27 protein-coding genes and 3 pseudogenes are annotated in these 21710 nt (G+C 67.9%); 5 read left to right on the top strand and 25 right to left on the bottom strand.

Annotation, left to right across the window (positions count from 1 at the left end):
* Window positions 1-3 precede the first annotated feature (3 nt).
* The 3 genes and pseudogenes from meaB to ACZZ98_RS03500 form a co-directional block, all read right to left on the bottom strand.
* Window positions 4-1167 carry a methylmalonyl Co-A mutase-associated GTPase MeaB gene (gene meaB, locus ACZZ98_RS03490; RefSeq protein WP_463514961.1) on the bottom strand — a complete coding sequence of 388 codons (1164 nt, stop codon included), beginning with the start codon at window positions 1165-1167 and terminating at the stop codon, window positions 4-6.
* Window positions 1164-3345: pseudogene (gene scpA / locus ACZZ98_RS03495) on the bottom strand (methylmalonyl-CoA mutase). The gene meaB and the pseudogene scpA overlap by 4 nt, the downstream one beginning before the upstream one ends.
* On the bottom strand, window positions 3342-5057 hold the full coding sequence (locus tag ACZZ98_RS03500) for a methylmalonyl-CoA mutase subunit beta (protein WP_463514962.1): 1716 nt from the start codon (window positions 5055-5057) through the stop codon (window positions 3342-3344). The pseudogene scpA and the gene ACZZ98_RS03500 overlap by 4 nt, the downstream one beginning before the upstream one ends.
* Before the next feature lie 173 nt (window positions 5058-5230).
* Between ACZZ98_RS03500 and ACZZ98_RS03505 the strand changes: the two genes are divergently transcribed.
* Window positions 5231-6007, top strand: coding sequence for a hypothetical protein (locus ACZZ98_RS03505; protein ID WP_463514963.1), 777 nt, complete (start codon window positions 5231-5233; stop codon window positions 6005-6007).
* 52 nt (window positions 6008-6059) lie between these two features.
* On the opposite strand, the gene ACZZ98_RS03510 is transcribed toward ACZZ98_RS03505, so the two are convergent.
* The gene (locus ACZZ98_RS03510; protein WP_463514964.1) at window positions 6060-6560 is read right to left on the bottom strand and encodes a winged helix-turn-helix transcriptional regulator; all 501 of its coding nucleotides are present in this window, start codon (window positions 6558-6560) and stop codon (window positions 6060-6062) included.
* Between the two features lie 122 nt (window positions 6561-6682).
* On the opposite strand from ACZZ98_RS03510, the gene ACZZ98_RS03515 reads away from it, so the two are divergent.
* Genes ACZZ98_RS03515 through ACZZ98_RS03525 form a run of 3 tightly spaced genes read left to right on the top strand, consistent with a single transcriptional unit; the run spans window position 6683 to window position 8585 of the window.
* On the top strand, window positions 6683-7327 hold the full coding sequence (locus ACZZ98_RS03515; RefSeq protein ID WP_463514965.1) for a dihydrofolate reductase family protein: 645 nt from the start codon (window positions 6683-6685) through the stop codon (window positions 7325-7327).
* Window positions 7327-7896 carry a dihydrofolate reductase family protein gene (locus ACZZ98_RS03520; protein ID WP_463514966.1) on the top strand — a complete coding sequence of 190 codons (570 nt, stop codon included), beginning with the start codon at window positions 7327-7329 and terminating at the stop codon, window positions 7894-7896. Before ACZZ98_RS03515 ends, ACZZ98_RS03520 begins: the two co-directional genes overlap by 1 nt.
* A complete protein-coding gene (locus ACZZ98_RS03525) occupies window positions 7893-8585 on the top strand; it encodes an SgcJ/EcaC family oxidoreductase (protein ID WP_463514967.1) in 693 nt (230 codons plus the stop codon). Before ACZZ98_RS03520 ends, ACZZ98_RS03525 begins: the two co-directional genes overlap by 4 nt.
* 7 nt (window positions 8586-8592) lie before the next feature.
* Here ACZZ98_RS03525 and ACZZ98_RS03530 read toward each other — a convergent pair whose 3' ends face one another.
* Together ACZZ98_RS03530 and map are read right to left on the bottom strand one after the other, a co-directional pair.
* Window positions 8593-9615 (bottom strand): LLM class flavin-dependent oxidoreductase, encoded by a 1023-nt coding sequence (locus tag ACZZ98_RS03530; RefSeq protein WP_463514968.1) that lies wholly within the window; start codon window positions 9613-9615, stop codon window positions 8593-8595.
* A 54-nt stretch (window positions 9616-9669) separates the two neighbouring features.
* A complete protein-coding gene (gene map, locus ACZZ98_RS03535) occupies window positions 9670-11148 on the bottom strand; it encodes a type I methionyl aminopeptidase (RefSeq protein ID WP_463514969.1) in 1479 nt (492 codons plus the stop codon).
* A gap of 96 nt (window positions 11149-11244) precedes the next feature.
* On the opposite strand from map, the gene ACZZ98_RS03540 reads away from it, so the two are divergent.
* A complete protein-coding gene (locus ACZZ98_RS03540) occupies window positions 11245-11730 on the top strand; it encodes a DinB family protein (RefSeq protein WP_463514970.1) in 486 nt (161 codons plus the stop codon).
* A gap of 115 nt (window positions 11731-11845) precedes the next feature.
* Here ACZZ98_RS03540 and ACZZ98_RS03545 read toward each other — a convergent pair whose 3' ends face one another.
* The 19 genes and pseudogenes from ACZZ98_RS03545 to rplB form a co-directional block, all read right to left on the bottom strand.
* Window positions 11846-12406 (bottom strand): adenylate kinase, encoded by a 561-nt coding sequence (locus ACZZ98_RS03545; protein WP_463514971.1) that lies wholly within the window; start codon window positions 12404-12406, stop codon window positions 11846-11848.
* The gene (secY, locus tag ACZZ98_RS03550; RefSeq protein WP_463514972.1) at window positions 12407-13723 is read right to left on the bottom strand and encodes a preprotein translocase subunit SecY; all 1317 of its coding nucleotides are present in this window, start codon (window positions 13721-13723) and stop codon (window positions 12407-12409) included.
* Window positions 13724-13903: 180 nt separating this feature from the next.
* Window positions 13904-14402, bottom strand: a pseudogene (rplO, locus tag ACZZ98_RS03555) (50S ribosomal protein L15).
* A gap of 2 nt (window positions 14403-14404) precedes the next feature.
* The gene (gene rpmD, locus ACZZ98_RS03560; RefSeq protein ID WP_009775947.1) at window positions 14405-14587 is read right to left on the bottom strand and encodes a 50S ribosomal protein L30; all 183 of its coding nucleotides are present in this window, start codon (window positions 14585-14587) and stop codon (window positions 14405-14407) included.
* Window positions 14587-15256, bottom strand: a pseudogene (rpsE, locus tag ACZZ98_RS03565) (30S ribosomal protein S5). Before rpsE ends, rpmD begins: the two are co-directional and overlap by 1 nt.
* Window positions 15257-15299: 43 nt before the next feature.
* Window positions 15300-15674 carry a 50S ribosomal protein L18 gene (rplR, locus tag ACZZ98_RS03570; RefSeq protein ID WP_463514973.1) on the bottom strand — a complete coding sequence of 125 codons (375 nt, stop codon included), beginning with the start codon at window positions 15672-15674 and terminating at the stop codon, window positions 15300-15302.
* A gap of 3 nt (window positions 15675-15677) precedes the next feature.
* Window positions 15678-16214 (bottom strand): 50S ribosomal protein L6, encoded by a 537-nt coding sequence (gene rplF, locus ACZZ98_RS03575; protein ID WP_463514974.1) that lies wholly within the window; start codon window positions 16212-16214, stop codon window positions 15678-15680.
* Between the two features lie 11 nt (window positions 16215-16225).
* Window positions 16226-16624, bottom strand: coding sequence for a 30S ribosomal protein S8 (gene rpsH / locus ACZZ98_RS03580; RefSeq protein WP_009775951.1), 399 nt, complete (start codon window positions 16622-16624; stop codon window positions 16226-16228).
* Window positions 16625-16766: 142 nt separating this feature from the next.
* The gene (locus tag ACZZ98_RS03585; protein WP_009775952.1) at window positions 16767-16952 is read right to left on the bottom strand and encodes a type Z 30S ribosomal protein S14; all 186 of its coding nucleotides are present in this window, start codon (window positions 16950-16952) and stop codon (window positions 16767-16769) included.
* Window position 16953: 1 nt separating this feature from the next.
* A complete protein-coding gene (rplE, locus tag ACZZ98_RS03590) occupies window positions 16954-17526 on the bottom strand; it encodes a 50S ribosomal protein L5 (protein WP_463514975.1) in 573 nt (190 codons plus the stop codon).
* A gap of 8 nt (window positions 17527-17534) precedes the next feature.
* Window positions 17535-17882, bottom strand: a complete 348-nt coding sequence (rplX, locus tag ACZZ98_RS03595; RefSeq protein ID WP_380085625.1) for a 50S ribosomal protein L24 — start codon at window positions 17880-17882, stop codon at window positions 17535-17537.
* 2 nt (window positions 17883-17884) lie between these two features.
* Window positions 17885-18253, bottom strand: coding sequence for a 50S ribosomal protein L14 (gene rplN / locus ACZZ98_RS03600; RefSeq protein WP_056140755.1), 369 nt, complete (start codon window positions 18251-18253; stop codon window positions 17885-17887).
* Window positions 18254-18344: 91 nt separating this feature from the next.
* Window positions 18345-18638: a 30S ribosomal protein S17 gene (rpsQ, locus tag ACZZ98_RS03605; RefSeq protein WP_463514976.1), complete on the bottom strand. Its 294-nt coding sequence runs from the start codon at window positions 18636-18638 to the stop codon at window positions 18345-18347.
* Window positions 18635-18883: a 50S ribosomal protein L29 gene (gene rpmC, locus ACZZ98_RS03610; RefSeq protein WP_380085627.1), complete on the bottom strand. Its 249-nt coding sequence runs from the start codon at window positions 18881-18883 to the stop codon at window positions 18635-18637. Before rpmC ends, rpsQ begins: the two co-directional genes overlap by 4 nt.
* Window positions 18883-19302: a 50S ribosomal protein L16 gene (gene rplP, locus ACZZ98_RS03615; protein ID WP_009775958.1), complete on the bottom strand. Its 420-nt coding sequence runs from the start codon at window positions 19300-19302 to the stop codon at window positions 18883-18885. Before rplP ends, rpmC begins: the two co-directional genes overlap by 1 nt.
* Window positions 19302-20120, bottom strand: coding sequence for a 30S ribosomal protein S3 (rpsC, locus tag ACZZ98_RS03620; protein ID WP_463514977.1), 819 nt, complete (start codon window positions 20118-20120; stop codon window positions 19302-19304). Before rpsC ends, rplP begins: the two co-directional genes overlap by 1 nt.
* Before the next feature lie 2 nt (window positions 20121-20122).
* Window positions 20123-20554 carry a 50S ribosomal protein L22 gene (gene rplV / locus ACZZ98_RS03625; protein ID WP_463514978.1) on the bottom strand — a complete coding sequence of 144 codons (432 nt, stop codon included), beginning with the start codon at window positions 20552-20554 and terminating at the stop codon, window positions 20123-20125.
* On the bottom strand, window positions 20554-20835 hold the full coding sequence (gene rpsS / locus ACZZ98_RS03630) for a 30S ribosomal protein S19 (protein ID WP_009775961.1): 282 nt from the start codon (window positions 20833-20835) through the stop codon (window positions 20554-20556). The genes rplV and rpsS overlap by 1 nt, the downstream gene beginning before the upstream one ends.
* A 17-nt stretch (window positions 20836-20852) precedes the next feature.
* The gene (rplB, locus tag ACZZ98_RS03635) at window positions 20853-21689 is read right to left on the bottom strand and encodes a 50S ribosomal protein L2 (RefSeq protein WP_380085630.1); all 837 of its coding nucleotides are present in this window, start codon (window positions 21687-21689) and stop codon (window positions 20853-20855) included.
* Between the last annotated feature and the right edge of the window lie 21 nt (window positions 21690-21710).

Below are 21710 nucleotides of genomic sequence, written 5' to 3' on the forward strand. Positions count from 1 at the left end.
TCATCATGGTGACCGGCATCCTCTTCGGTGGGCTCGAGGAGTCGTTCGTCGACGGAGCCAGTGAGGGGTCGCCCGTGTCGGCAGCGATGAACGTCGTCGCCACGGTGCTCGTGTCGGCCGTCCTGCTGTGGTTGGCCCGCCGTCGCGGCGTGGCTCCGGCCGGGTGGCGCACCCCAGCCCGCGGCTGAGCTCGAGTCGCGTCAGTGCCGGAAGGCGGCGAGGATCTTGCTCGCTGCGTCGACGGCGCTGCTTCCCCGACCTGACGGCGGCCTCGATCTGCGCGCGCTGCTCCCTGACCTCGGGGGCGGCGCGCACGGCATCGGTCAGGTGCGCGTCGACGAGCGCCCACATCCAGTCCTGCTGCTGCTGGGCGCGCCGAGCCTCGAGTGACCCCTCGGACTCGAGGTGGGCGCGGTGCTCGAGCACCGCGGTCCAGACCTCGTCGAGCCCCGCACCGGTGAGGGCCGAGCAGGTCAGCACCGCCGGACGCCGCACGTCGGCGCCTGGGAGCATGAGTCGCATCGCCGAGGTGAGGTCCTTGGCTGCCCCCTTGGCCGCGATCTCACCGTCGCCGTCGGCCTTGTTGACCGCGATGACGTCGGCGAGCTCGAGGATGCCGCGCTTGATCCCCTGCAGCTGGTCGCCGGCCCGGGCCAGGGTCAGCAGCAAGAAGGTGTCGACCATCTCGGACACGGCGATCTCGTTCTGGCCCACCCCGACGGTCTCGACGATGACGACGTCGAACCCGGCGGCCTCGAGGACGAGCATGGACTCGCGGGTCGCCCGCGCCACTCCCCCGAGGTGTCGTCCGCTGGGACTCGGCCGGACGAACGCGCGGTCACTGGCGCTCAGCTCACCCATCCGGGTGCGGTCACCGAGGATCGAGCCGCCCGTGCGCCGCGAGCTCGGGTCGACGGCGACGACAGCCACCTTGTGGCCCGCCTCGATGAGCCGCTGTCCCATCGCGTTGATGAAGGTGGACTTGCCGGAGCCCGGGACCCCCGAGACCCCCACGCGCACCGCCGAACCCGTGTATGCCGTGAGCTCGGTGAGCAGGGCGCGTGCCCGCTCGCGGTGGTCGGGGCGCCTGGACTCGACGAGCGTGATCGCCCGGGCGACGTCGGTCCGCGAGCCAGCGCGGATCCCGTCGAACAGCTCGTCGGTCACTCGCCGGCCCGGGCAGCGGCATCCAGGCGAGCACTCAGGTCACCGATGAGGCTGGTCGCCGCAGTCGCGATGACCGTCCCGGGTGGGTAGATCGCGTCGGCGCCGGCGGCCCGGAGGTCGTCGAAGTCTTGGGTGGGGATGACGCCGCCCACGACGATCATGAGGTCCTCACGACCCAGCGCATCGAGCTTCCCTGCGCAGAGCGGGCACGAGCGTGAGGTGGCCGGCCGCGAGCGAGGACACCCCCACGACGTGCACGTCGGACTCGACCGCCTGACGCGCCACCTCGGTCGGCGTCTGGAAGAGGGGGCCCACGTCGACGTCGAAGCCCAGGTCGGCGAACGCCGTGGCGATGACCTTCTGGCCGCGGTCGTGACCGTCCTGCCCCATCTTCGCCACGAGGATCCGGGGGCGCCGCCCCTGCGCCTGCTCGAACTCCTCGACGAGCTCCTGGGCCCTGCGCACGTTGGCGTCGGCGCCGGCCTCGTCGGAGTACACGCCACCGATCGTACGGATCTGGGCGGTGTAGCGGCCGAACGCCGCTTCCATCGCGGTCGACATCTCCCCCACCGTGGCCTTGGCACGGGCCGCGTCGATCGCGAGCGCCAGCAGGTTGGTGTCCAGCGTGCCGTCGGAACCATCGCGGGCGGCGGCGGTCAAGCGCTCCAGGGCGACACGGCATACCTCGTCGTCCCGCTCCGCGCGCAGGCGCTCGAGCTTGGCGATCTGGCTGGCCCGCACCGCGGCGTTGTCGACCTTGAGCACCTCGAACGGCTCGTCACCATCGGGGATGTAGCGGTTGACGCCGATCACCGGCTGCTGGCCGGAGTCGATGCGCGCCTGGGTGCGGGCGGCCGCCTCCTCGATGCGCATCTTGGGGATGCCGGCCTCGATCGCCTTGGCCATGCCACCGGCGGCCTCGACCTCCTCGATGTGCGCCCAGGCGCGCTCGGCGAGGTCGTGGGTGAGCCGCTCGACGTAGGCCGAGCCGCCCCACGGGTCGATGGTGCGCGTCGTGCCCGACTCCTGCTGGAGGACGAGCTGGGTGTTGCGGGCGATCCGCGCGCTGAAGTCGGTCGGGAGGGCGATGGCCTCGTCGAGGGCGTTGGTGTGCAGGCTCTGGGTGTGGCCCTGCGTCGCCGCCATCGCCTCGATGCAGGTGCGGACGACGTTGTTGTAGACGTCCTGCGCGGTGAGCGACCAGCCGCTGGTCTGGCAGTGGGTGCGCAGGCTGAGCGACTTGGCGTTCTTGGCGCCCTGCTGCTCGACGAGCCGGGCCCAGAGCAGGCGGGCCGCACGCATCTTGGCGATCTCCATGAAGAAGTTCATGCCGGTGGCCCAGAAGAAGGACAGCCTTGGGGCGAACCGGTCGACGTCGAGGCCGACCTCCTTGCCTGCGCGGAGGTACTCGATGCCGTCGGCAAGCGTGTAGGCGAGCTCGAGGTCCTGCGTGGCCCCGGCCTCCTGCATGTGGTAGCCCGAGATGGAGATGGAGTTGTAGCGGGGCATCCTCTCGGAGGTGAACGCGAAGATGTCGCTGATGATCCGCATGGAGGGCTCGGGCGGATAGATGTAGGTGTTGCGGACCATGAACTCCTTGAGGATGTCGTTCTGGATGGTCCCGGAGAGCTGCTCGGGCGCGACACCCTGCTCCTCCGCTGCGACGACGAAGAGCGCGAGCACGGGGATGACCGCGCCGTTCATCGTCATCGACACCGACATCTGGTCGAGCGGGATCCCCTCGAAGAGGGTGCGCATGTCGTAGATCGAGTCGATGGCGACACCGGCCATGCCGACGTCGCCCTCGACGCGGGGGTGGTCGCTGTCGTAGCCGCGGTGGGTCGCGAGGTCGAACGCGACGCTGAGGCCCTTCTGCCCGCCCGCAAGGTTGCGGCGGTAGAAGGCGTTGGACTCCTCGGCGGTCGAGAACCCGGCGTACTGGCGGATCGTCCACGGCTGGTTGACGTACATCGTCGGGTAGGGGCCACGCAGGAAGGGCGGCGCACCGGGGATCGTCTCGAGGAAGTCGAGGCCCTCGAGGTCGGCGTCGGTGTAGAGCGGCGGCACCTCGATCTGCTCGGGCGTGAGCCAGGTCTGGGCGCCGACATCCGAGAGGTCTGCGGCGGCGGGGCGGCCGTCACCGAGGTCGACGTGTGTGAAGTCAGGGATGGCGCTCATGCCGGTGCTCCGATCTCGTCGAGCAGGGCCGAGAGGAAGGCGACCACGTCCATGTCCTTGCTGATGCCGGCGTAGCCCTGGTCGGTGCTCGTGAGCGCAGCGTCGGTGTCGTCCCCGCCCTCGACGGCGTGGATCCCGGCCACGGTGAGGAGGTTGACTGCGTCGACGCGCCGGTCTGCGGCGCGGGGGACGTCGAGGGTCGGCACGGCGACGCGGGGTGCGTGTCCGTGCTCCGTCGCGTATGCCGCCGAGCGGTCCCGAAGCGTTTCGAAGATCGCCGAGTCCCGCTGTGGCACAAGGGCGCTGGACTGGACCACCAGCTGGGCGCGGGGCACTCGCGTCAGCGGCCTCTCGCCAGCCAGCGGGAACGTGCTGACGCCGGTGATGGGTGTGGATCGCGTTGCCAGAGCAGCGTCACGCTCGGCCACCGCAGCCGAGATTCGCTGTGCGACAAGGCCGCTCGCGAGTGCCTTGACCATTCCGCCGGCGCCCTCGATCTCCTGGAAGGTGGCCCATGCAGCCTTTGCGACGTCATCGGTGAGCGTCTCGACATACCAGGAGCCACCCGCCGGGTCGGTGACGCGGGCGACGTTGGACTCCTCGGCCAAAAGGATCTGGGTGTTGCGAGCAATGCGTCGGGAGAACGGTGTCGGCAGTCCGGACACGGTGTCGAACGGCAGCACGGTGATGGCGTCGGCGCCCCCGACGCTGGCACCGAAGGTCGCGAGCGTGCTGCGCAGGATGTTGGTCCAGGCGTCATCACGCGTGAACATGCGCCGTGAGGTCACCGCGTGCGTGCGGGCACCCCGCAGCTGCTCAGGAACACCGACGCTCTCGCCGACCCGGGCCCACGTGCGACGCAGGGCGCGCAGGGCGGCCGCGGTGAGGAACTGGTCGGCTCTCGCGCTCACCCGGAAGTCGATGTGGCGGAAGGCCTCGACGACGTCGATGCCCTCGGCCTCGAGGTGACGGAGGTAGGCCACACCTGTCGCAAGCGCGAACCCGATCGCGTCGGTGACCGTCGCGCCGGCGTCCGTGTGGACACTCGTGTCGACGGTGATCGCACGGACCTCACCGTGATCGGCGAGGCGGCGGACAGCGCCCGCCAGCGGCTCGAGGTCGACCGGCCCGCCCGTTCGCGCGGCCGCTCCGAGCGGGTCGTGCCCGAGGTTGCCGGAGGCGGCAGGGGAACCGGACAGGACGGCATACAGGGCGTCTGCGGCAGCGACCTGGTCGTCCCACGAGGAGACGACGACCGGCGCGAGGTCGAGCCGGACGTCGGCGAGCGCCTCGGCGACGCCGCCGGGTGCCAGTCCGTCGGCACCGACGTGGAGCCAGACGGAGGTGACGCCGTTCTCGAGGTCGGCGAGCACCAGCTTGCGCGTCGTCGCGGCATCGGGGTCGTCATGGACCTGGCGGACGTCCCACGGGACGTCCGCGTCGCGCAGCGCCCGCCCGCGGGTGAACGGCATCGCACCGGGCAGGCCGAGCGGAGTCGCAGCGGATGACTTCGTGTAGAGCGGCTGGATGTCCAGGCCACCCTCGAGGCGCGAGTGCATCGACGCGACCGCGGCCTCACCGCTCAGGTGCTCGGCCTCGGGTCGCCCGCTGTTGACGACCGCGCCCACGAGCTCGCGCCACTGCTCCTGGGTTCGCTCCGGGAAGTGTGCCGCCAGCGCCATCGCCGCGGGCCGCTTCGGGGCCACCGTCATCCACCGCTCCTCAGCCGATCGGGTCGGTCCGCACCTGACGCGAGGTCTGCGAACCTCTCGTCACCCTACCGGCGGTGGAGGTCTGCGCCGACGAGAGTTTGGGCACACGCCACGGTGCGCCGCACGCGGAAGCAGAGCATTGACCCGGTCCCATGCGGGCGTACGATCACGAGATGGTCCTGTCGACGGAGCTCACCTCCTCGACCCTGCGCAGACTCGTGGCCGGCGCCGCCGCGAGCCTCTCGGTCCTGGCCGTGAGCGCTGGCCCGGCCGGTGCACAGGCCGACTCGGACGCGCCCTGCACCTACGCCGATCTCGTGCTTCCTCCTCGCGTCGGCATCTCCAGCGCCCACACGTATCCGGCCGCCGACGTCCAGACCGACTGCTGGCCGCCGGGTGGATCGCACCCGGAGAACATGTCCATGAAGTGGCAGGCCCACGCTCCCAGCAGACGAGTTGGACCGGAGCCGGTCTGGTACCACGCGTTGTCCAACTCGACTCAGCGCGACCTCGACCCACCCCCGTACATCTTCGACCACACCTCGCCGGGACGGTGGACGTGGAAGCCCTTGTCGGGCTACGTCGACCAGGTCGACCCCACCCGCGAGCTGACCGCCGACGAGATGAACACGCCGACGGTCGATGTGCGTGTCACGTCGCGAGCCGGCATCACGGCGACTCGCTCCGGAGGGAAGGTGAGCGTCTCGACCAGGGCCACCCGGTTCTGGACGTCCACCGCGGCCTTCGGCTCGTGGGGTGGCGCGGTGGGACTCATCCAGTACCGCGTGCCGGGCACGACCACCTGGCTCGGCCTCAAGAACGTCGCATCCGATCCAGATGGGCGCTACTCCTACACCTACACGGTGTCCGCGCGCCGTGAGTACAGAGTCCTGCTCTTCAACGCCACCTATGTCTTCGGTGGCAGCAGCACCGCGAGTGCGGCGGCCTGACCAAGGAGAGATCCGGGGCCGCCGGCCCAACACCGGCGCGTGTGAGTCCCTGTCAGCGTTCGCTGCCGTTGACGACGGCTTCGTATGCCGCCTGCAGCCGTTCGCTGGCCCGTGGACCCTCGCTCGCGGGAAGCCGGGCACCCAGATGGTGGGCGCGCAGCTCGTCCATGAGCTCGGCGACCATGGCGGCTCCGCCCTCCTCCATGACCTGCTGTCGGATGGTGAGCTCCGGAGTGGTGTCACGATGTGCCCGACCCCAGGCCCCGAGTGCCACGAGCACCGGCAGCGTCTGGATGCCGTCCTCGGTCAGGCTGTAGCGGGCCCGCTGGCCACGCGTCGCATCGTCACGGGTCAACAGGCCCGCAGCAACGAGGGACTTGAGCCGGGACGAGAGCACATTGCTCGCGATTCCCTCGTCCGAGCGGGTCAGCAGCTCCCGGAAGTAGCGGCGGTCGCCGAACATCATGTCGCGCAGGACGATGAGGCTCCAGGGGTCACCGAGCGCCTCGACGGCGGCGTTGATGGGGCAGCCCGAGCGTGGCTCACCGCGCATGTCTCTCCTCGTCGAACGTCACTCCGGCAGAGTGCTTGCCAATCGCAACCACTCTACTCTACGGTGATTCGTGGTTGCACTTCGCAATCACTCGCCGATGTGCACGGACCAAGGAGAAGACGATGTCGATCGTTCGCGTCACGGGGTTCAGCATCTCCCTCGACGGCTTCGCCACGGGGGATGTGCAGACCTTGGAGGAACCGTTCGGGCACGCCGGTCAGCGGCTCCACGAATGGATGTTCCCACCCGAGGCGGGTGGTGAGACCCGCGCACAGTCCGGCATTGACGGAGCACTGGCCGCCGTCAGCTGGGACGGCTCGGTGGGCGCCGAGATCATGGGGAGGCGCAAGTTCTGGCCCTATGCGGGTCCGTGGACCGACGAGTCATGGCGAGGCTGGTGGGGTGAGAACCCTCCGTTCCACACCCCGGTCTTCGTCATGACCCACTACCCGCGCGAGCCGATCGAGATGGAGGGTGGGACGACCTTCCACTTCACCGATGGGACACCGGAAGAGGTCCTGGCCATGGCTCGCGAGGCAGCCGGCGCCCTCGATATCCGGATCGGTGGTGGCCCCACCATCGTCCGGGAGTTCCTCAGGGCCGGGCTCATCGACGACCTGCACCTGGTCATCGCGCCCATCGTGCTGGGCCGCGGCGAGTCCCTCTGGCAGGGCCTCGAGGGCGTGGAGTCCCAGTTCGACATCCACACCGCGAACTCCGCTCGGCCCGGCGTGGTCCATCAGTTCTGGCACCGGAAGCAGCAGTGATGGGACGCCTTCGCTACGGGATGCTGGTCTCCCTCGACGGCTACGCCCGCGATGCGGCGGGCTCCTTCGACTGGGCCGCCCCCGATGATGCGCTCCACGCCTACGTCAACGAGCGTGAGGGCGGCATCCGCACCTACGTCTTCGGCCGCGAGATGTGGGAGACCATGCGCTACTGGGAGAACCCGCCGGCCGTCGACCTCACGGCCCCCGAGCACGACGAGTTCGTGGCGATCTGGAGGCAGACCGACAAGGTCATCGTGTCGACGACCCTGGCGCCTCCGACCGAACCGAGAACGGAGCTGTGGGACCACCTGGACCTCGATCGCCTCGCGACCCTGGTCCGCGAGAGCCCGACCGACGTGAGCATCGGCGGTCCGACTTTGGCCGCCCACGCACTCCGGGCCGGACTCGTCGATGAGATCACGGCATACGTCATGCCGCACGTGGCCGGCGGCGGGCTCCGATGGTTGCCCGAAGGATTCACGAGCGGGCTCGAGCTGCGCGAGCACCGCACGTTCGACAGCGGCGCCGTCGCCGTCGTCTACGACGTCGAGAGGAACGGGTCGTGATCATCGTCACCGGACATCTGAGGGTCGCTGCGGACGACCGTGACCGCGTGGTGGAGCTGTCCCGCGACGCGGTCGTCGCCGCCCGTTCGGACGCCGGGTGCCTCGACTTCGCCGTGAGCGCTGACTCGGTCGAGCCGGATCGCGTCAACGTCAGTGAGAGATGGACCGATCGCAAGGCGCTGGACCGGTTCCGGGGCAGCGGCCCGGAGGGTGAGGTCGGAGACAGCATCCGCGCTTTCACCGTCGAGGAGTACGACGTGACCTCGGACGAGTCGGCCGACGACGGCATACACGCGCTCCTGGAGACCCGCGTCGCCGCTGTGAAGGCCAAGGATCTCGACGCCCTGGCAGCAGTCCTGGCCGAGGATGTCGAGTCCTTCAACGTGCTTCCACCTCACCGGGCCGTGGGACGAGAGGCCGTGCTCGAGTCCGCGCGCGGGTGGTTCGACGGCTATGCGTCCGACATCGGCTACGACCTGCACGACCTCACCGTGACCGCAGCTGGTGATGTGGGGTTCGCGAGCTTCCTCTATCACGTCACCGGCACCCTCAATGAGGGCGCAGAGGTGGACATGTGGGTGCGCGCCACCCTGGGGTGCAGGCGTCGTGAGGGCGCTTGGGTCATCACCCACGACCACGAGTCCGTGCCCTGGGACCCCGAGACGGGGCAGGGCGTGCTGACGCGGTGAGCCGTCGTCAGTCGCGCCAGCCCAGCCCGGGGGCGACGTGGGTGAGGATGCTCTCGAGGATGTGGGCGTTGTAGTCCACGCCGAGGGTGTTGGGGATCGTGAGCAGCAGGGTGTCGGCCGCCGCGATCGCCTCGTCCTCGGCGAGCTGACGCACCAGCTCGTCCGGCTCCGCGGCATACGACTTCCCGAACCGGGCGAGGCCGCCGTCGATCATCCCGACCTGGTCGGTGCTGCGCCGGTCCGCGCCGAAGTAGGCGTGGTCCTGCGCCGTCACCAGCGGGAAGATGCTGCGGCTCACCGATGTCCGCGGTGTGCGCTCGTGCCCGGCCTCCCGCCACGCCTCGTGGAAGAGGTGGATCTGCTCGGCCTGCAGCTGGTGGAACGGCACTCCGGTGTCCTCGGTGAGCAAGGTCGAGCTCATGAGGTTCATCCCCTGCTGCGCCGTCCACACGGCGGTCGCCCGCGAACCGGCACCCCACCAGATGCGGTCCCGTAGCCCCTCGGAGTGCGGTTCGACCCGCAGCAGGCCGGGCGGGTTGGGGAACATCGGACGGGGGTTGGGCTCCGCGAAGCCCTTGCCGTCCAACAGCTCGAGGAACTGCGCCGTATGCCGCCTGGCCATGTCGGCGTCGGACTCACCCTCGCGCGGGTCGTGCCCGAAGTGGCGGTAGCCCTCGATGACCTGCTCGGGCGATCCTCGGCTGATGCCCAGCTGAAGTCGGCCCTGCGCGATGAGGTCGGCCGCTCCCGCGTCCTCGACCATGTAGGCGGGGTTCTCGTAGCGCATGTCGATGACGCCCGTGCCCAGCTCGATCCGGCTCGTCCGAGCCCCGGCTGCGGCGAGCAGGGGGAACGGCGACGCGAGCTGCTGGGCGAAGTGGTGCACCCGGAAGTAGGCGCCGTCGGCCCCCACCTCCTCGGCGGCGACCGCCAGCTCGACCGACTGCAGCAGCACGTCGGAGGCCGAGCGGACTGCCGACTGCGGGTGGGGGTTCCAGTGTCCGAACGACAAGAATCCGATGCGCTTCACACCTGCATACAACGCCGCACAGCGTCGGGCATTCCTCGGGGCGGTGCCGCTCGGTCAGGTCAGTGGCGCGTAGGTCGCGCCGAGCTCCCGAAGCCTGGACTCGCCACCGTCGACCTCGGTGAGGACCCAGAGACCCTGCGCTGTCGCGGCGACGGTGTTCTCCCAGTGAGCCGCTCTCGAGCCGTCGTTGGTGACGACCGTCCAGTCGTCCTCGAGAACCCGGTTGGCCTCGTCGCCCAGGGTCACCATCGGCTCGATCGCGACGGTCGTCGCGTCGACGACCAGCGGCCCCTTGCCGCTCACGCGATAGTTCGGCACCTGGGGGTCCATGTGCATCGACGTGCCGATGCCGTGGCCGACGTAGTCCTCGACGATGCCGTACTCGCGGCCTCGTCGCTCCCCTGCGGAGGTGATGCTGTCCTCGACGGCTTCACCCACGGCATACAGGCTCTTGCCCACGGCCAGGGCGGCGATGCCCGCCCACATCGAGGCCTGGGTGTCGTCGATCAGCTCGAGGTCCTCGGGGCGAGCGGCCTCTCGCCCTCCGACGATGACCGAGATGGCGGCGTCGCCGTGCCACCCCTGCACGATGGCGCCGCAGTCGATCGACAGCAGGTCGCCCTCGACCAGAGTCCGCGATCCCGGGATGCCGTGCACGACCTCCTCGTTGACCGACGTGCAGAGCGTGCCGGTGAAGCCGTGGTAGCCGAGGAAGCTGGGGACGCCGCCACCGCCGCGGATGTGGGTCTCTGCCAAGGCGTCGAGCTCCTTGGTCGTCAGGCCCGGACGGACCGCCTCGCTGACCAGCTGGAGGGTCTGCCCGACGAGGAGCCCTGCTGCGCGCATGAGCAGCACCTGCTCATGGGTCTTGGCCTCGATGCGCTCACGTCCGAACAGTCCCATGCAGGGCAACCTACAGCGACGCCTCCCGCTCCCCCGAATCCCGGGACGGAGCGAGAGGCGCACGTGTTCGGTCAGGACTGGGCCGGGACCTCGTCGAGGTCGAGGACCTTGCCGTGGAGGCCGTCGAGGAGCTCGACGCAGCTCGGCCGCGACCGGGTCGCCCTCGGCGACCACCCCATCGGTGCTCAGCTGCTCGGGAAAGCTCAGCCCCACCTGACCCACGACCTCGGCCTTGACGTGGGTGAGGACCTTGGTGAGGTCGGCGGCCGCGTCGCTGGCGCCCGACCAGCCGTAGCCGACGATCGCGACCGGCTTGGAGTCCCACTCGGCGAAGAGGTAGTCGATGGCGTTCTTGATCGGCGCCGGGAAGCTGCGGTTGTACTGCGGGGTCACGACGACGATCGCGTCGGACTCGAAGATCTCGCTCGCCCACGCCCTGGTGTGGGGCTGGCTGTAGTTGCCCTTCATCGGGGCGTCCTCCTCGTCGAGGAAGGGGAGGCCGATCTCGGCGAGGTCGAGGATCTTGACCTCCCACTGCTCCGGGGCGGCCTGCTCACTCACCCACTGAGTGACCTTGTGGCCGATGCGGGACGGACGGGTGCTGGAGACGATGATGCGCAGTTGATTCACATTTCAACCAACTAGGTATGCCGTCCGCCCATTCCCGATCGCGGGTCCCGCTCGTCTGACCGCCACAGGCCCGGCGCAGAGACCTAGGCTCGTCGGGTGGCCACCGAACACGAGAGTCTTCAACGAGCCCTCACCGGCGCCCGACAGCACGTCCTCGACCAGCTCGACGGCCTTGACGAGGAGGCGCTCCGGCGGCCGGTCCTTCCCTCGGGATGGACTGCTCTGGGGCTCGTGCGGCACCTCACCCTGTCGGACGAGCGCTACTGGTTCGAGGTGGTCGTGGCCGGTGGGCCGCTCGACTGGTGGCCGGAGGGAGACGACGGCGACTGGCAGGTCTCCCCCGACGAGCCCGCTGTCGAGGTCATCGCGCACTATCGCGCTGCGATCGACGCAGCCGACCGCATCCTCGCCAGTCATGCGCTGGACGCCAGACCGGCCCGGCGCGAGCCGGACTGGCCGGACGACCGCTTCGCCGACGTGCGCAGCGTGGTCCAGCACGTCATCGTCGAGACGGCGACGCACGCCGGCCAGCTGGACGCGGTCCGCGAGCTCCTCGACGGCCGCCAGTACATCGTCCTCTAGGCCCGACGAAGCACAGCGGCTCGCGAGCCGGGATGTCGCTCGCGAGGCGGGTCGATCCGGCTTGCGAGCCCACATCCGCTCGCGAGCCGGCCTGCACGTGCCCGTGCGGGGAGAGTCAGGACAGGGCGGTGATGATCCGCTCGGCGACCTCGTCGACCTCGCCGAGGCCGTTGACCTCGACGAGCAGCCCGCGGTCGGCGTAGACCTCGACCAGTGGCGCGGTCTCACGGCGGTAGATCGCCTGACGGTCCCGAATGACGTCCTCGGTGTCGTCGGGGCGCCCCTCGACCTCGGCCCGCTTGAGCAGGCGCGCCACGACGGCGTCCTCGTCGACCGTGAGGGCCAGCACCTTGTCGAGACCGTGGTCGTGCTTGCCGAGCATCCAGTCCAGGGCCGTCACCTGACCGGTCGTGCGGGGGTAGCCATCGAGGAGGAAGCCGTCACGGGCGTCGTCCTGGCCCAGCCGGTCCTCCACGATCGCGTTGGTGATGTCGTCGGAGACGTACCCACCGGAGGCGGTGATCTCCTGGACCTGCTTGCCGAGCTCCGTGCCGTTCCTGATGTTGGCGCGGAAGATGTCGCCGGTCGAGATCGCCGGGATCCCGAAGTGCTCGGCGATGCGAGCGGCCTGCGTGCCCTTGCCGGCACCGGGCGGTCCGAGAATGATGAGTCGCATTTAGCGGAGGAACCCTTCGTAGTGGCGCTGCTGCAGCTGGGACTCGATCTGCTTGACGGTCTCGAGACCGACCCCGACGATGATCAGGATCGAGGTGCCACCGAACGGGAAGTTCTGGTTGGCGCCGACGAGCACGAGTGCGATGAGCGGGATGATCGAGACCAGCGCGAGATAGATCGCACCCGGGACGGTGATACGGGTGAGGACGTACTGGAGGTACTCCGCCGTGGGTCGCCCGGCGCGGATACCCGGAATGAAGCCGCCATACTTCTTCATGTTGTCGGCAACCTCGGTGGGGTTGAACGTGATCGACACATAGAAGAACGTGAAGAAGAGGATGAGTGCGACGTAGGTGATGGCGTAGACCCACGTGTCACCGCCCGCGTAGTTGGCGTCGATCCACTGCACCCACCCCGGCGAGCTGCCGTCGGCCTTGCGGTTGAACTGGGCGAGCAGGGTCGGCAGCGCGAGGAGCGAGCTGGCGAAGATGACCGGGATGACACCGGCCATGTTGACCTTGAGCGGGATGTAGGTCGACGTGCCGCCGTAGACCCGACGCCCGACCATCCGCTTGGCGTACTGCACGGGGATCCGACGCTGGCTCTGCTCGACGAAGACGACAAGCGCGATGATGACGAAGCCCATGAGGATGATGCCGAGGAAGATGCTCCAGCTGCCCTCCCGCTGCTGGATGGCCCAGAGCGCGCCCGGGAACGTCGCCGCGATGGACGTGAAGATAAGGATGGACATGCCGTTGCCGACTCCGTGGTCGGTGACGAGCTCGCCGAGCCACATGACGAGGCCGGTGCCTGCCGTCATCGTGAGCACCATGATGAGGATCGTCACGAGGGAGTCGTCGGTGAGGATGTTGGTGCACGCGGGGTTGGCGAACAGCTGCGCCGGGTTCTGCGCGAAGGTGATGAAGGTCGCCGACTGCAGCACCGCCAGCGCGATCGTCAGATAGCGCGTGTACTGCGTCATCTTGGCCTGCCCGGCCTGACCCTCCTTCTTGAGGGTCTCGAACTTGGGTATCACGACCGTGAGCAGCTGGACGATGATGCTCGCCGTGATATAGGGCATGATCCCCAGCGCGAAGATCGACAGCTGGAGCAGGGCTCCGCCGCTGAAGAGGTTCGCCAGGCCGAGGATGTCGTTGGCCTCGCCGGCACCCTCCTGGCACGCCTGGATGAGCGAGTAGCTCACGCCCGGCGTCGGGATCTGGGCACCGAGGCGGTACAGAGCAATGATCCCGAGTGTGAACAGGATCTTCCTGCGCAGGTCGGGCGTCTTGAACGCGCGGCCGAAGGCGGTGAGCACAGGTCCTCCAGGTGGGCGGCGGTAGCCGCGTCAGTGGTGATCGACGAACAAAGATACCCCGGCGTCATCCGCGGTCGGCGACCGCAGTCTTCTCAGGGGGTCAAACGACGTATGCCGCACGGCGAGTTCCCGGATTGCCTCCGGGAACCGCGCCCTGCGGCATACGCAATGCGTGAGCGGTCAGGCTGAGTCACCCAGCGTGGCCGTGCCACCTGCTGCGACGATCTTCTCCTTGGCGGAGGAGGAGAACGCGTTGGCGGTGACGTTCACCGCAACGGTGATCTCGCCGGTGCCGAGCACCTTGACGAGCTGACCATCACGAACGGCGCCCTTGGACACGAGGTCCTCGACGCTCACGTCGCCACCGTCAGGGTAGAGAGCGGAGAGCTTGTCGAGGTTCACGACCTGGTAGTGGGTCTTGAACGGGTTCTTGAAGCCGCGGAAGCTTCGGAAGACGCATGTGGAGGGGGGTCGAGCCACCCTCGAAGCGCTCCGGAACCTGGTAGCGGGCCTTGGAACCCTTGGTACCGCGACCTGCAGTCTTGCCCTTGCTGCCCTCACCACGACCCACACGGGTCTTGGCGGTCTTGGCTCCAGGGGCGGGACGCAGGTGGTGGACCTTGAGCGCCGAAGCGCCGTTGGTCTCCACCTTGGTCTCGGACTTGGATGTCTTGGCCATGATCACTCCACCTCCTCGACGGCAACGAGGTGCGTCACCGTCTTGACCATCCCGCGGATCTCGGGACGGTCCTCCTTGACGACGACGTCGCCAATGCGCTTGAGACCGAGGCTGCGCAGCGTGTCACGCTGGTTCTGCTTGCCACCGATCCCTGAACGGGTCTGGACAACCTTGAGACGCGCCATCACGCACCTGCCTTGGCCTCGGCGATGCCCGCAGCCTGGGCGCGGAGCATCGCAGCGGGGGCAACCTGGTCCACGGGGAGACCGCGGCGCGCAGCCACGGACTCCGGACGCTCGAGCTTCCTTGAGAGCCTGAACGGTGGCGTGGACGATGTTGATGGCGTTGGACGAACCAAGGCTCTTGGAGAGCACGTCGTGGATGCCGGCGCACTCGAGAACCGCACGCACCGGACCACCGGCGATGACGCCGGTACCGGGGCTGGCGGGACGGAGCATGACGACACCGGCCGCGGCCTCACCCTGGACGGGGTGCGGGATCGTGCCCTGGATTCGCGGGACCTTGAAGAACTCCTTCTTGGCCTCCTCGACGCCCTTGGCGATCGCGGCGGGAACTTCCTTGGCCTTGCCGTAGCCGACACCGACGGTGCCGTCTCCGTCACCGACGACGACGAGGGCGGTGAAGCTGAAGCGACGACCACCCTTGACGACCTTGGACACACGGTTGATGGTCACGACACGCTCGACGTAGGCGCTCTTCTCGGCATCACGGCCGCCACCACGGCGGTCGTCGCCGCGGCCACCGCGACGGTCGCCGCCGCCACGGTTGTCGCTGCGCTCGCCACCGGTGGTGGACGACGCGGGACCGGTGCCTCGACGCTGGGGTCCTGGCATCAGATGTTCCTCATTTCAACACTGGTCTGGGAAAGCATGTGGGTCACAGCGACAGCCCACCCTCGCGGGCGCCGTCGGCGATGGCCGCAACGCGACCGTGGTACTTGTTGCCACCACGATCGAAGACAACAGCCTCGACGCCAGCAGCCTTGGCCCGCTCGGCGACGAGCTCGCCGACCTTCTTGGCCTTGGCGGTCTTGTCGCCCTCGAGAGAGCGCACATCGGCCTCCATCGTCGACGCCGAAGCGACGGTCTTGCCCGCGGTGTCGTCGACGACCTGGACGAAGACGTGACGCGAGCTGCGCGAGACGACGAGACGGGGACGCACTGCCGTGCCCGCGACGTGCTTGCGGAGACGAACGTGGCGACGGCCACGCGCGGCGACCTTGCCCTTGGCACGCTTGATGATCATTGCCATGGCTTACTTACCAGCCTTTCCGACCTTGCGGCGGATGTGCTCGCCGGCGTAGCGCACGCCCTTGCCCTTGTACGGGTCAGGCTTGCGGAGCTTGCGAATGTTGGCGGCAACCTCACCGACGAGCTGCTTGTCGATGCCCTCGACCTGGAACCGCGTCGGGTTCTCGACGGTGAAGGTGATGCCCTTCGGCGGCTCGACCGTGATCGAGTGGGAGTAACCGAGTGCGAACTCGAGCGAACCGCCCTTGTTCTGCACGCGGTAACCGGTGCCGTGGATCTCGAGCTTCTTGACATAGCCCTCGGTCACACCGAGAACCATGTTGTTGATGAGCGAACGGGTCAGGCCGTGGAGCGAACGCGACTCGCGCTCGTCGTTCGGCCGAGACACCTGGACCTCGCCATCGCTCTTCTCAACCTGGATCGGCTGGGACACCGTGTGCGCGAGCTCGCCCTTGGGACCCTTGACCTTGACGGTCTGGCCCTCGACGTTGATCTCGACACCGGAGGGGATGGCAACCGGAAGACGTCCGATGCGCGACATGTCAGATCCCCTTACCAGATGTAGGCGAGGACTTCCCCACCCACACCCTTGCTAGCGGCCTGCCGGTCTGTGAGCAGACCGGACGACGTCGAGATGATGGCGACACCGAGACCACCGAGCACCTTGGGCAGGTTGGTGGACTTGGCGTAGACGCGCAGTCCGGGCTTGGACACGCGACGGACACCCGCGATGGAACGCTCGCGGTTGGGGCCGTACTTGAGGTTGACGGTCAAGGTCTGTCCGACCTCGGCCTCCTCGACGGTCCAGCCGGCGATGTAACCCTCGGCCTCGAGGATCTCCGCGATGTGCGACTTGAGCTTGCTGAACGGCATGGCAACCGTGTCCTTGTGCGCCGAGTTGGCGTTCCGGACGCGGGTCAACATGTCCGCAATCGGGTCAGTCATTGTCATTGGGCTTCTCCGCCCTCTCTCACCGTGGTTTCATCCGGGGCTGATGCTCCGGCTGACCTTCGATGTAGATGGTTTGGGGGTATGCCGCGAGTGCGGCGTGGTCGTGGCTGCGCCTCGACCGGGATGGCTGAGTCAGCCGTGGTCACCAAGAGGACTTCGTGATACCGGGGAGCTCGCCGCGGTGGGCCATCTCCCGGAAGCAGATTCGGCACAGGCCGAACTTGCGGTACACGGCGTGGGGACGGCCGCAGCGCTGGCAGCGCGTGTAGCCGCGCACCTTGAACTTCGGCTTCTTGTTCGCCTTGTTGACAAGGGCGGTCTTGGCCATCTCAGTTCTCCTTGAACGGGAAGCCGAGCGCCTTGAGCAGCGCACGTCCCTCGTCGTCGTTCGTCGCGGTGGTGACGATGGTGATGTCCATGCCCCGGACGCGGTCGATCTTGTCCTGGTCGATCTCGTGGAACATCGACTGCTCCGTGAGGCCGAACGTGTAGTTGCCGCGACCGTCGAACTGCTTCGGGCTCATGCCACGGAAGTCACGGATACGGGGAAGCGCGACCGAGATGAGACGGTCGAGGAACTCCCACATGCGGTCGCCGCGCAGCGTGGTGTGCGTGCCGATCGGCATGCCCTCACGCAGCTTGAACTGGGCGATCGACTTGCGAGCCTTGGTGACGACCGGCTTCTGGCCGGTGATCGCCGTGAGGTCGCGGACCGCGCCGTCGATGAGCTTGCTGTCCTTGGCCGCGTCGCCGACGCCCATGTTGACGACAACCTTGACGACGCCGGGAACCTGCATGACGTTGGCGTAGCCGAACTTCTCGAGCAGGCCGTCACGGATCTCGTCCGCGTAGCGCTGCTTCAGGCGCGGCTTCCCAGCGGTGGTTTCAGTCTGAGTACTCATGGTCTGGCTCACAGGTCCTTGCCCGAGCGCACGCTGACGCGGGTACGGGTCGCCTTCTGGCGGCCGTCACGCTCAACGGTCTCGACGCGGGTCTTGGTACGGGTCGGCTTCTTGTCCTCGGGGTCGACGACGGCCACGTTGCTCACGTGGATCGGCGACTCCTGGACGACGAGGCCACCGGTCTGGCTGCCACGGGCGGTCTGGCCGGCCTTGGTGTGGCGGGTCACACGGTTGACACCCTCGACGAGGACGCGGCTCTTCTCGCGGTCGACGGAGATGACCTTGCCGGTCGAGCCCTTGTCCTTGCCGGCGAGCACCTGGACGGTGTCACCCTTCTTGATGCGGATCTTCGCCATGGTCAGAGCACCTCCGGGGCCAACGAGATGATCTTCATGAACTTCTTCTCGCGCAGCTCGCGGCCCACCGGGCCGAAGATGCGGGTTCCACGAGGGTCACCGTCGGTCTTGAGCAGCACTGCTGCGTTCTCGTCGAACTTGATGTAGGAGCCGTCTGGACGACGACGCTCCTTCTTGGTCCGGACGATGACCGCCTTGACGACATCGCCCTTCTTGACGTTGCCACCGGGGATGGCGTCCTTCACGGTGGCGACGATGGTGTCACCGATACCGGCATACCGGCGACCCGAGCCCCCGAGAACACGGATGCAAAGGATCTCCTTGGCACCGGTGTTGTCGGCGACGCGAACTCGCGACTCCTGCTGGATCACTTATCTGTCTCCTATACGTCGTGCTGGTTCTCTGGCTGCCTCGGACGGGCCGGCGGCGGCAGAGCCTGGCCGAACTGGGGGGCTGCTGGGGTTACTTGGCCTTCTCGAGGATCTCGACCACGCGCCAGCGCTTGGTCGCCGAGAGAGGGCGGGTCTCCATGATGAGGACGCGGTCACCGATACCGGCGGCGTTATCCTCGTCGTGGGCCTTGACCTTGCTGGAGCGACGCAGCACCTTGCCGTACAGGGCGTGCTTCACGCGGTCCTCGACCTCGATGACGACAGTCTTGTCCATCTTGTCGCTGACCACATAACCCTGGCGGGTCTTGCGGTAGTTGCGGGCCGGTGTCTCGGTCACGGTCTCGTCCTTCACGTTCTCACTCACTTGGCGTCCTCGCTCGCGGTCGGGCCTGCACCGATACCGAGCTCGCGCTCACGCATCTCGGTGTAGATCCGGGCGATGTCCTTGCGGACGGCACGGAGCCGACCGTGGTTGTCGAGCTGCCCGGTGGCGGACTGGAAGCGCAGGTTGAACAGCTCTTCCTTGGCCTTGCGCAGCTCGTCGACGAGACGATCGTCGTCGAACCCACGCAGCTCGTTGGAGATCAGGTCCTTGGAACCGATAGCCATCAGAAGTCACCACCTTCACGCTGGACGAAGCGGCACTTCATCGGCAGCTTGTGCATGGCCAGGCGCATGGCTTCGCGCGCGACCTCTTCGGACACGCCGGAGATCTCGAACATGATGCGTCCGGGCTTGACGTTGGCGATCCACCACTCGGGCGAACCCTTACCGGAACCCATGCGGGTCTCAGCCGGCTTCTTGGTCAGCGGGCGGTCGGGGTAGATGTTGATCCACACCTTCCCACCACGCTTCATGTAGCGGGTCATCGCAATACGAGCGGACTCGATCTGGCGGTTGGTGACGTATGCCGGCTCGAGAGCCTGGAGGCCGTAGTCACCGAACGCGATGGTCGTCCCACCCTTGGCAGCGCCCGAGCGACCCGGGTGGTGCTGCTTGCGGTGCTTGACGCGACGGGGAATCAACATCAGCTGGACGCTCCCTCAGTGGTCGTTGCCGGGGCGGTCTCGACCGCAGCACTCTCACCCTGGGCCTGAGCCGGCGCGTCCTGCCTGTCGCGACGAGCGCGAGCCGGACGGTCCGCACCTTCGCGGCGCGGGCCACGGCCCTGACGGGGGGCGCTGGCCTGCTGGGCAGCGAGCTCACGTGCGGTGACGTCACCCTTGTAGATCCAGACCTTCACACCGATGCGGCCGAAGGTCGTCTTGGCCTCGTAGAAGCCCACGTCGATCTGCGCGCGCAGGGTGTGCAGCGGCACACGACCTTCGCGGTAGAACTCCGTGCGGGACATCTCGGCGCCGCCGAGACGGCCGGAGACCTGGACACGGATGCCCTTGGCACCGGCGCGGGTCGCCGACTGCATGCTCTTGCGCATGGCCCGACGGAACGAGACACGAGCCGAAAGCTGCTCGGCGACGCCCTGGGCGACGAGCTGAGCATCGGTCTCGGGGTTCTTGACCTCGAGGATGTTCAGCTGCACCTGCTTGCCCGTGAGCTTCTCGAGCTCGCCGCGGATGCGGTCTGCCTCGGCGCCACGGCGACCGATGACGATGCCCGGACGTGCCGTGTGGATGTCCACGCGGACGCGGTCACGGGTGCGCTCGATCTCGACCTTGGAGATGCCTGCACGCTCCATGCCCTCGGACATGAGCTTGCGGATGGCGACGTCTTCCTTGACGTAGTCGCGGTAGCGCTGGCCCTCCTTGGTGGAGTCAGCGAACCAGCGGCTGCGGTGCTCGGACGTGATACCCAGACGGAAGCCGTGCGGGTTGACCTTCTGACCCATGTTCAGCGGCCTCCCTTCGAGTTCTTTGCTTGCTTGGGTGCGACGACCACGGTGATGTGGCTCGTGCGCTTGTTGATGCGCGAGGCTCGGCCCTGCGCACGCGGACGGAAACGCTTCATCGTCGCGCCCTCGTCAACGTAGGCGGACGTGATGACGAGCTCCTGCTCGTCGAAACGCTCGGCGGTCTTGTCGGCCTTGACCCGGGCGTTGGCGATGGCGCTCTCGAGCACCTTGAGGATCGGGTCGGACGCGCTCTGCGGGGCGAAACGCAGCGTGGCGATGGCCTCGCTGGCGTTCTTGCCGCGGATGAGGTCGATGACCCGGCGTGCCTTCTGCGGGGTGACTCGCACGGAGCGGGCCTGGGCCCGAGCCTCAAGGACCACGGAGGAGGTGGCCTCGGCGGCGTTGCCCTTGGTGGTGGTGGTAGTGGCCATCAGCGGCGCCGGCCCTTCTTGTCGTCCTTCACGTGACCCTTGAAGGTGCGCGTGGGTGCGAACTCGCCGAGCTTGTGGCCGACCATCGACTCGGTGACGAACACCGGGACGTGCTTGCGGCCGTCGTGGACGGCGAGAGTGTGGCCGAGCATGTCCGGGCTGATGACCGAACGGCGCGACCAGGTCTTGATGACGTTCTTGGTGCCCGCTTCGTTCTGGACGTCCACCTTCTTCTGAAGGTGGTCGTCGATGAAGGGGCCCTTCTTCAAGCTACGAGGCATGTGTCAATGGCTCCTTGTCAGCGCTTCTTGCCAGTGCGGCGTCGGCGGACGATCATCTTGTCGCTCGGTTTGCCCGGGCGACGGGTGCGGCCTTCGGCCTTGCCCCAGGGGCTGACCGGGTGGCGACCACCGGAGGTGCGGCCTTCGCCACCACCGTGCGGGTGGTCGACCGGGTTCATGACGACACCACGGACGGTCGGGCGCTTGCCCTTCCAGCGCATGCGGCCGGCCTTGCCCCAGTTGATGTTGGACTGCTCGGCGTTCCCGACCTCACCGATCGTCGCGCGGCAGCGCGCGTCGACGTTGCGGATCTCGCCGGACGGCATACGCAGCTGGGCGTAGGGACCGTCCTTGGCGACGAGCTGGACGCGGACGCCGGCCGAACGCGCGATCTTCGCGCCGCCACCGGGGCGGAGCTCGACGGCGTGGACGACCGTACCGGTCGGGATGTTGCGCAGCGGCAGGCTGTTGCCGGGCTTGATGTCGGCGCCAGGACCGTTCTCGATGTTGGCGCCCTGCTCCAGACCCTTGGGGGCCAGGATGTAGCGCTTCTCACCATCTGCGAAGTGCAGCAGAGCGATGCGGGCGGTGCGGTTGGGGTCGTACTCGATGTGAGCGACCTTGGCCGGGATGCCGTCCTTGTCGTGGCGACGGAAGTCGATGAGCCGGTAGGCGCGCTTGTGGCCCCCACCGATGTGACGCGTCGTGATGCGGCCGTTGTTGTTGCGGCCACCGCTCTTGGTGAGCGGGCGCACGAGCGACTTCTCAGGCGTGGTGCGCGTGACTTCGACGAAGTCGGCGACGCTAGAGCCGCGACGGCCAGGCGTCGTCGGCTTGTACTTGCGGATACCCATGTCGTGTTTCCTTAAGTTCCT

The organism is Knoellia sp. AC549 (genome assembly GCF_979258975.1).

Bases quoted from the DNA above. Each gene is read 5' to 3' on its own strand.
- ACZZ98_RS03500 (WP_463514962.1), bottom strand. From the start codon at position 5,057: ATGACGGTGGCCCCGAAGCGGCCCGCGGCGATGGCGCTGGCGGCACAC.
- ACZZ98_RS03505 (WP_463514963.1), top strand. From the start codon at position 5,231: ATGGTCCTGTCGACGGAGCTCACCTCCTCGACCCTGCGCAGACTCGTG.
- ACZZ98_RS03510 (WP_463514964.1), bottom strand. From the start codon at position 6,560: ATGCGCGGTGAGCCACGCTCGGGCTGCCCCATCAACGCCGCCGTCGAG.
- ACZZ98_RS03515 (WP_463514965.1), top strand. From the start codon at position 6,683: ATGTCGATCGTTCGCGTCACGGGGTTCAGCATCTCCCTCGACGGCTTC.
- ACZZ98_RS03520 (WP_463514966.1), top strand. From the start codon at position 7,327: ATGGGACGCCTTCGCTACGGGATGCTGGTCTCCCTCGACGGCTACGCC.
- ACZZ98_RS03545 (WP_463514971.1), bottom strand. From the start codon at position 12,406: ATGCGACTCATCATTCTCGGACCGCCCGGTGCCGGCAAGGGCACGCAG.
- rpmD (WP_009775947.1), bottom strand. From the start codon at position 14,587: ATGGCGCGTCTCAAGGTTGTCCAGACCCGTTCAGGGATCGGTGGCAAG.
- rplR (WP_463514973.1), bottom strand. From the start codon at position 15,674: ATGGCAATGATCATCAAGCGTGCCAAGGGCAAGGTCGCCGCGCGTGGC.
- rplF (WP_463514974.1), bottom strand. From the start codon at position 16,214: ATGTCGCGCATCGGACGTCTTCCGGTTGCCATCCCCTCCGGTGTCGAG.
- rpsH (WP_009775951.1), bottom strand. From the start codon at position 16,624: ATGACAATGACTGACCCGATTGCGGACATGTTGACCCGCGTCCGGAAC.
- ACZZ98_RS03585 (WP_009775952.1), bottom strand. From the start codon at position 16,952: ATGGCCAAGACCGCCCTTGTCAACAAGGCGAACAAGAAGCCGAAGTTC.
- rplE (WP_463514975.1), bottom strand. From the start codon at position 17,526: ATGAGTACTCAGACTGAAACCACCGCTGGGAAGCCGCGCCTGAAGCAG.
- rplX (WP_380085625.1), bottom strand. From the start codon at position 17,882: ATGGCGAAGATCCGCATCAAGAAGGGTGACACCGTCCAGGTGCTCGCC.
- rpmC (WP_380085627.1), bottom strand. From the start codon at position 18,883: ATGGCTATCGGTTCCAAGGACCTGATCTCCAACGAGCTGCGTGGGTTC.
- rplP (WP_009775958.1), bottom strand. From the start codon at position 19,302: ATGTTGATTCCCCGTCGCGTCAAGCACCGCAAGCAGCACCACCCGGGT.
- rpsC (WP_463514977.1), bottom strand. From the start codon at position 20,120: ATGGGTCAGAAGGTCAACCCGCACGGCTTCCGTCTGGGTATCACGTCC.
- rplV (WP_463514978.1), bottom strand. From the start codon at position 20,554: ATGGCCACTACCACCACCACCAAGGGCAACGCCGCCGAGGCCACCTCC.
- rpsS (WP_009775961.1), bottom strand. From the start codon at position 20,835: ATGCCTCGTAGCTTGAAGAAGGGCCCCTTCATCGACGACCACCTTCAG.
- rplB (WP_380085630.1), bottom strand. From the start codon at position 21,689: ATGGGTATCCGCAAGTACAAGCCGACGACGCCTGGCCGTCGCGGCTCT.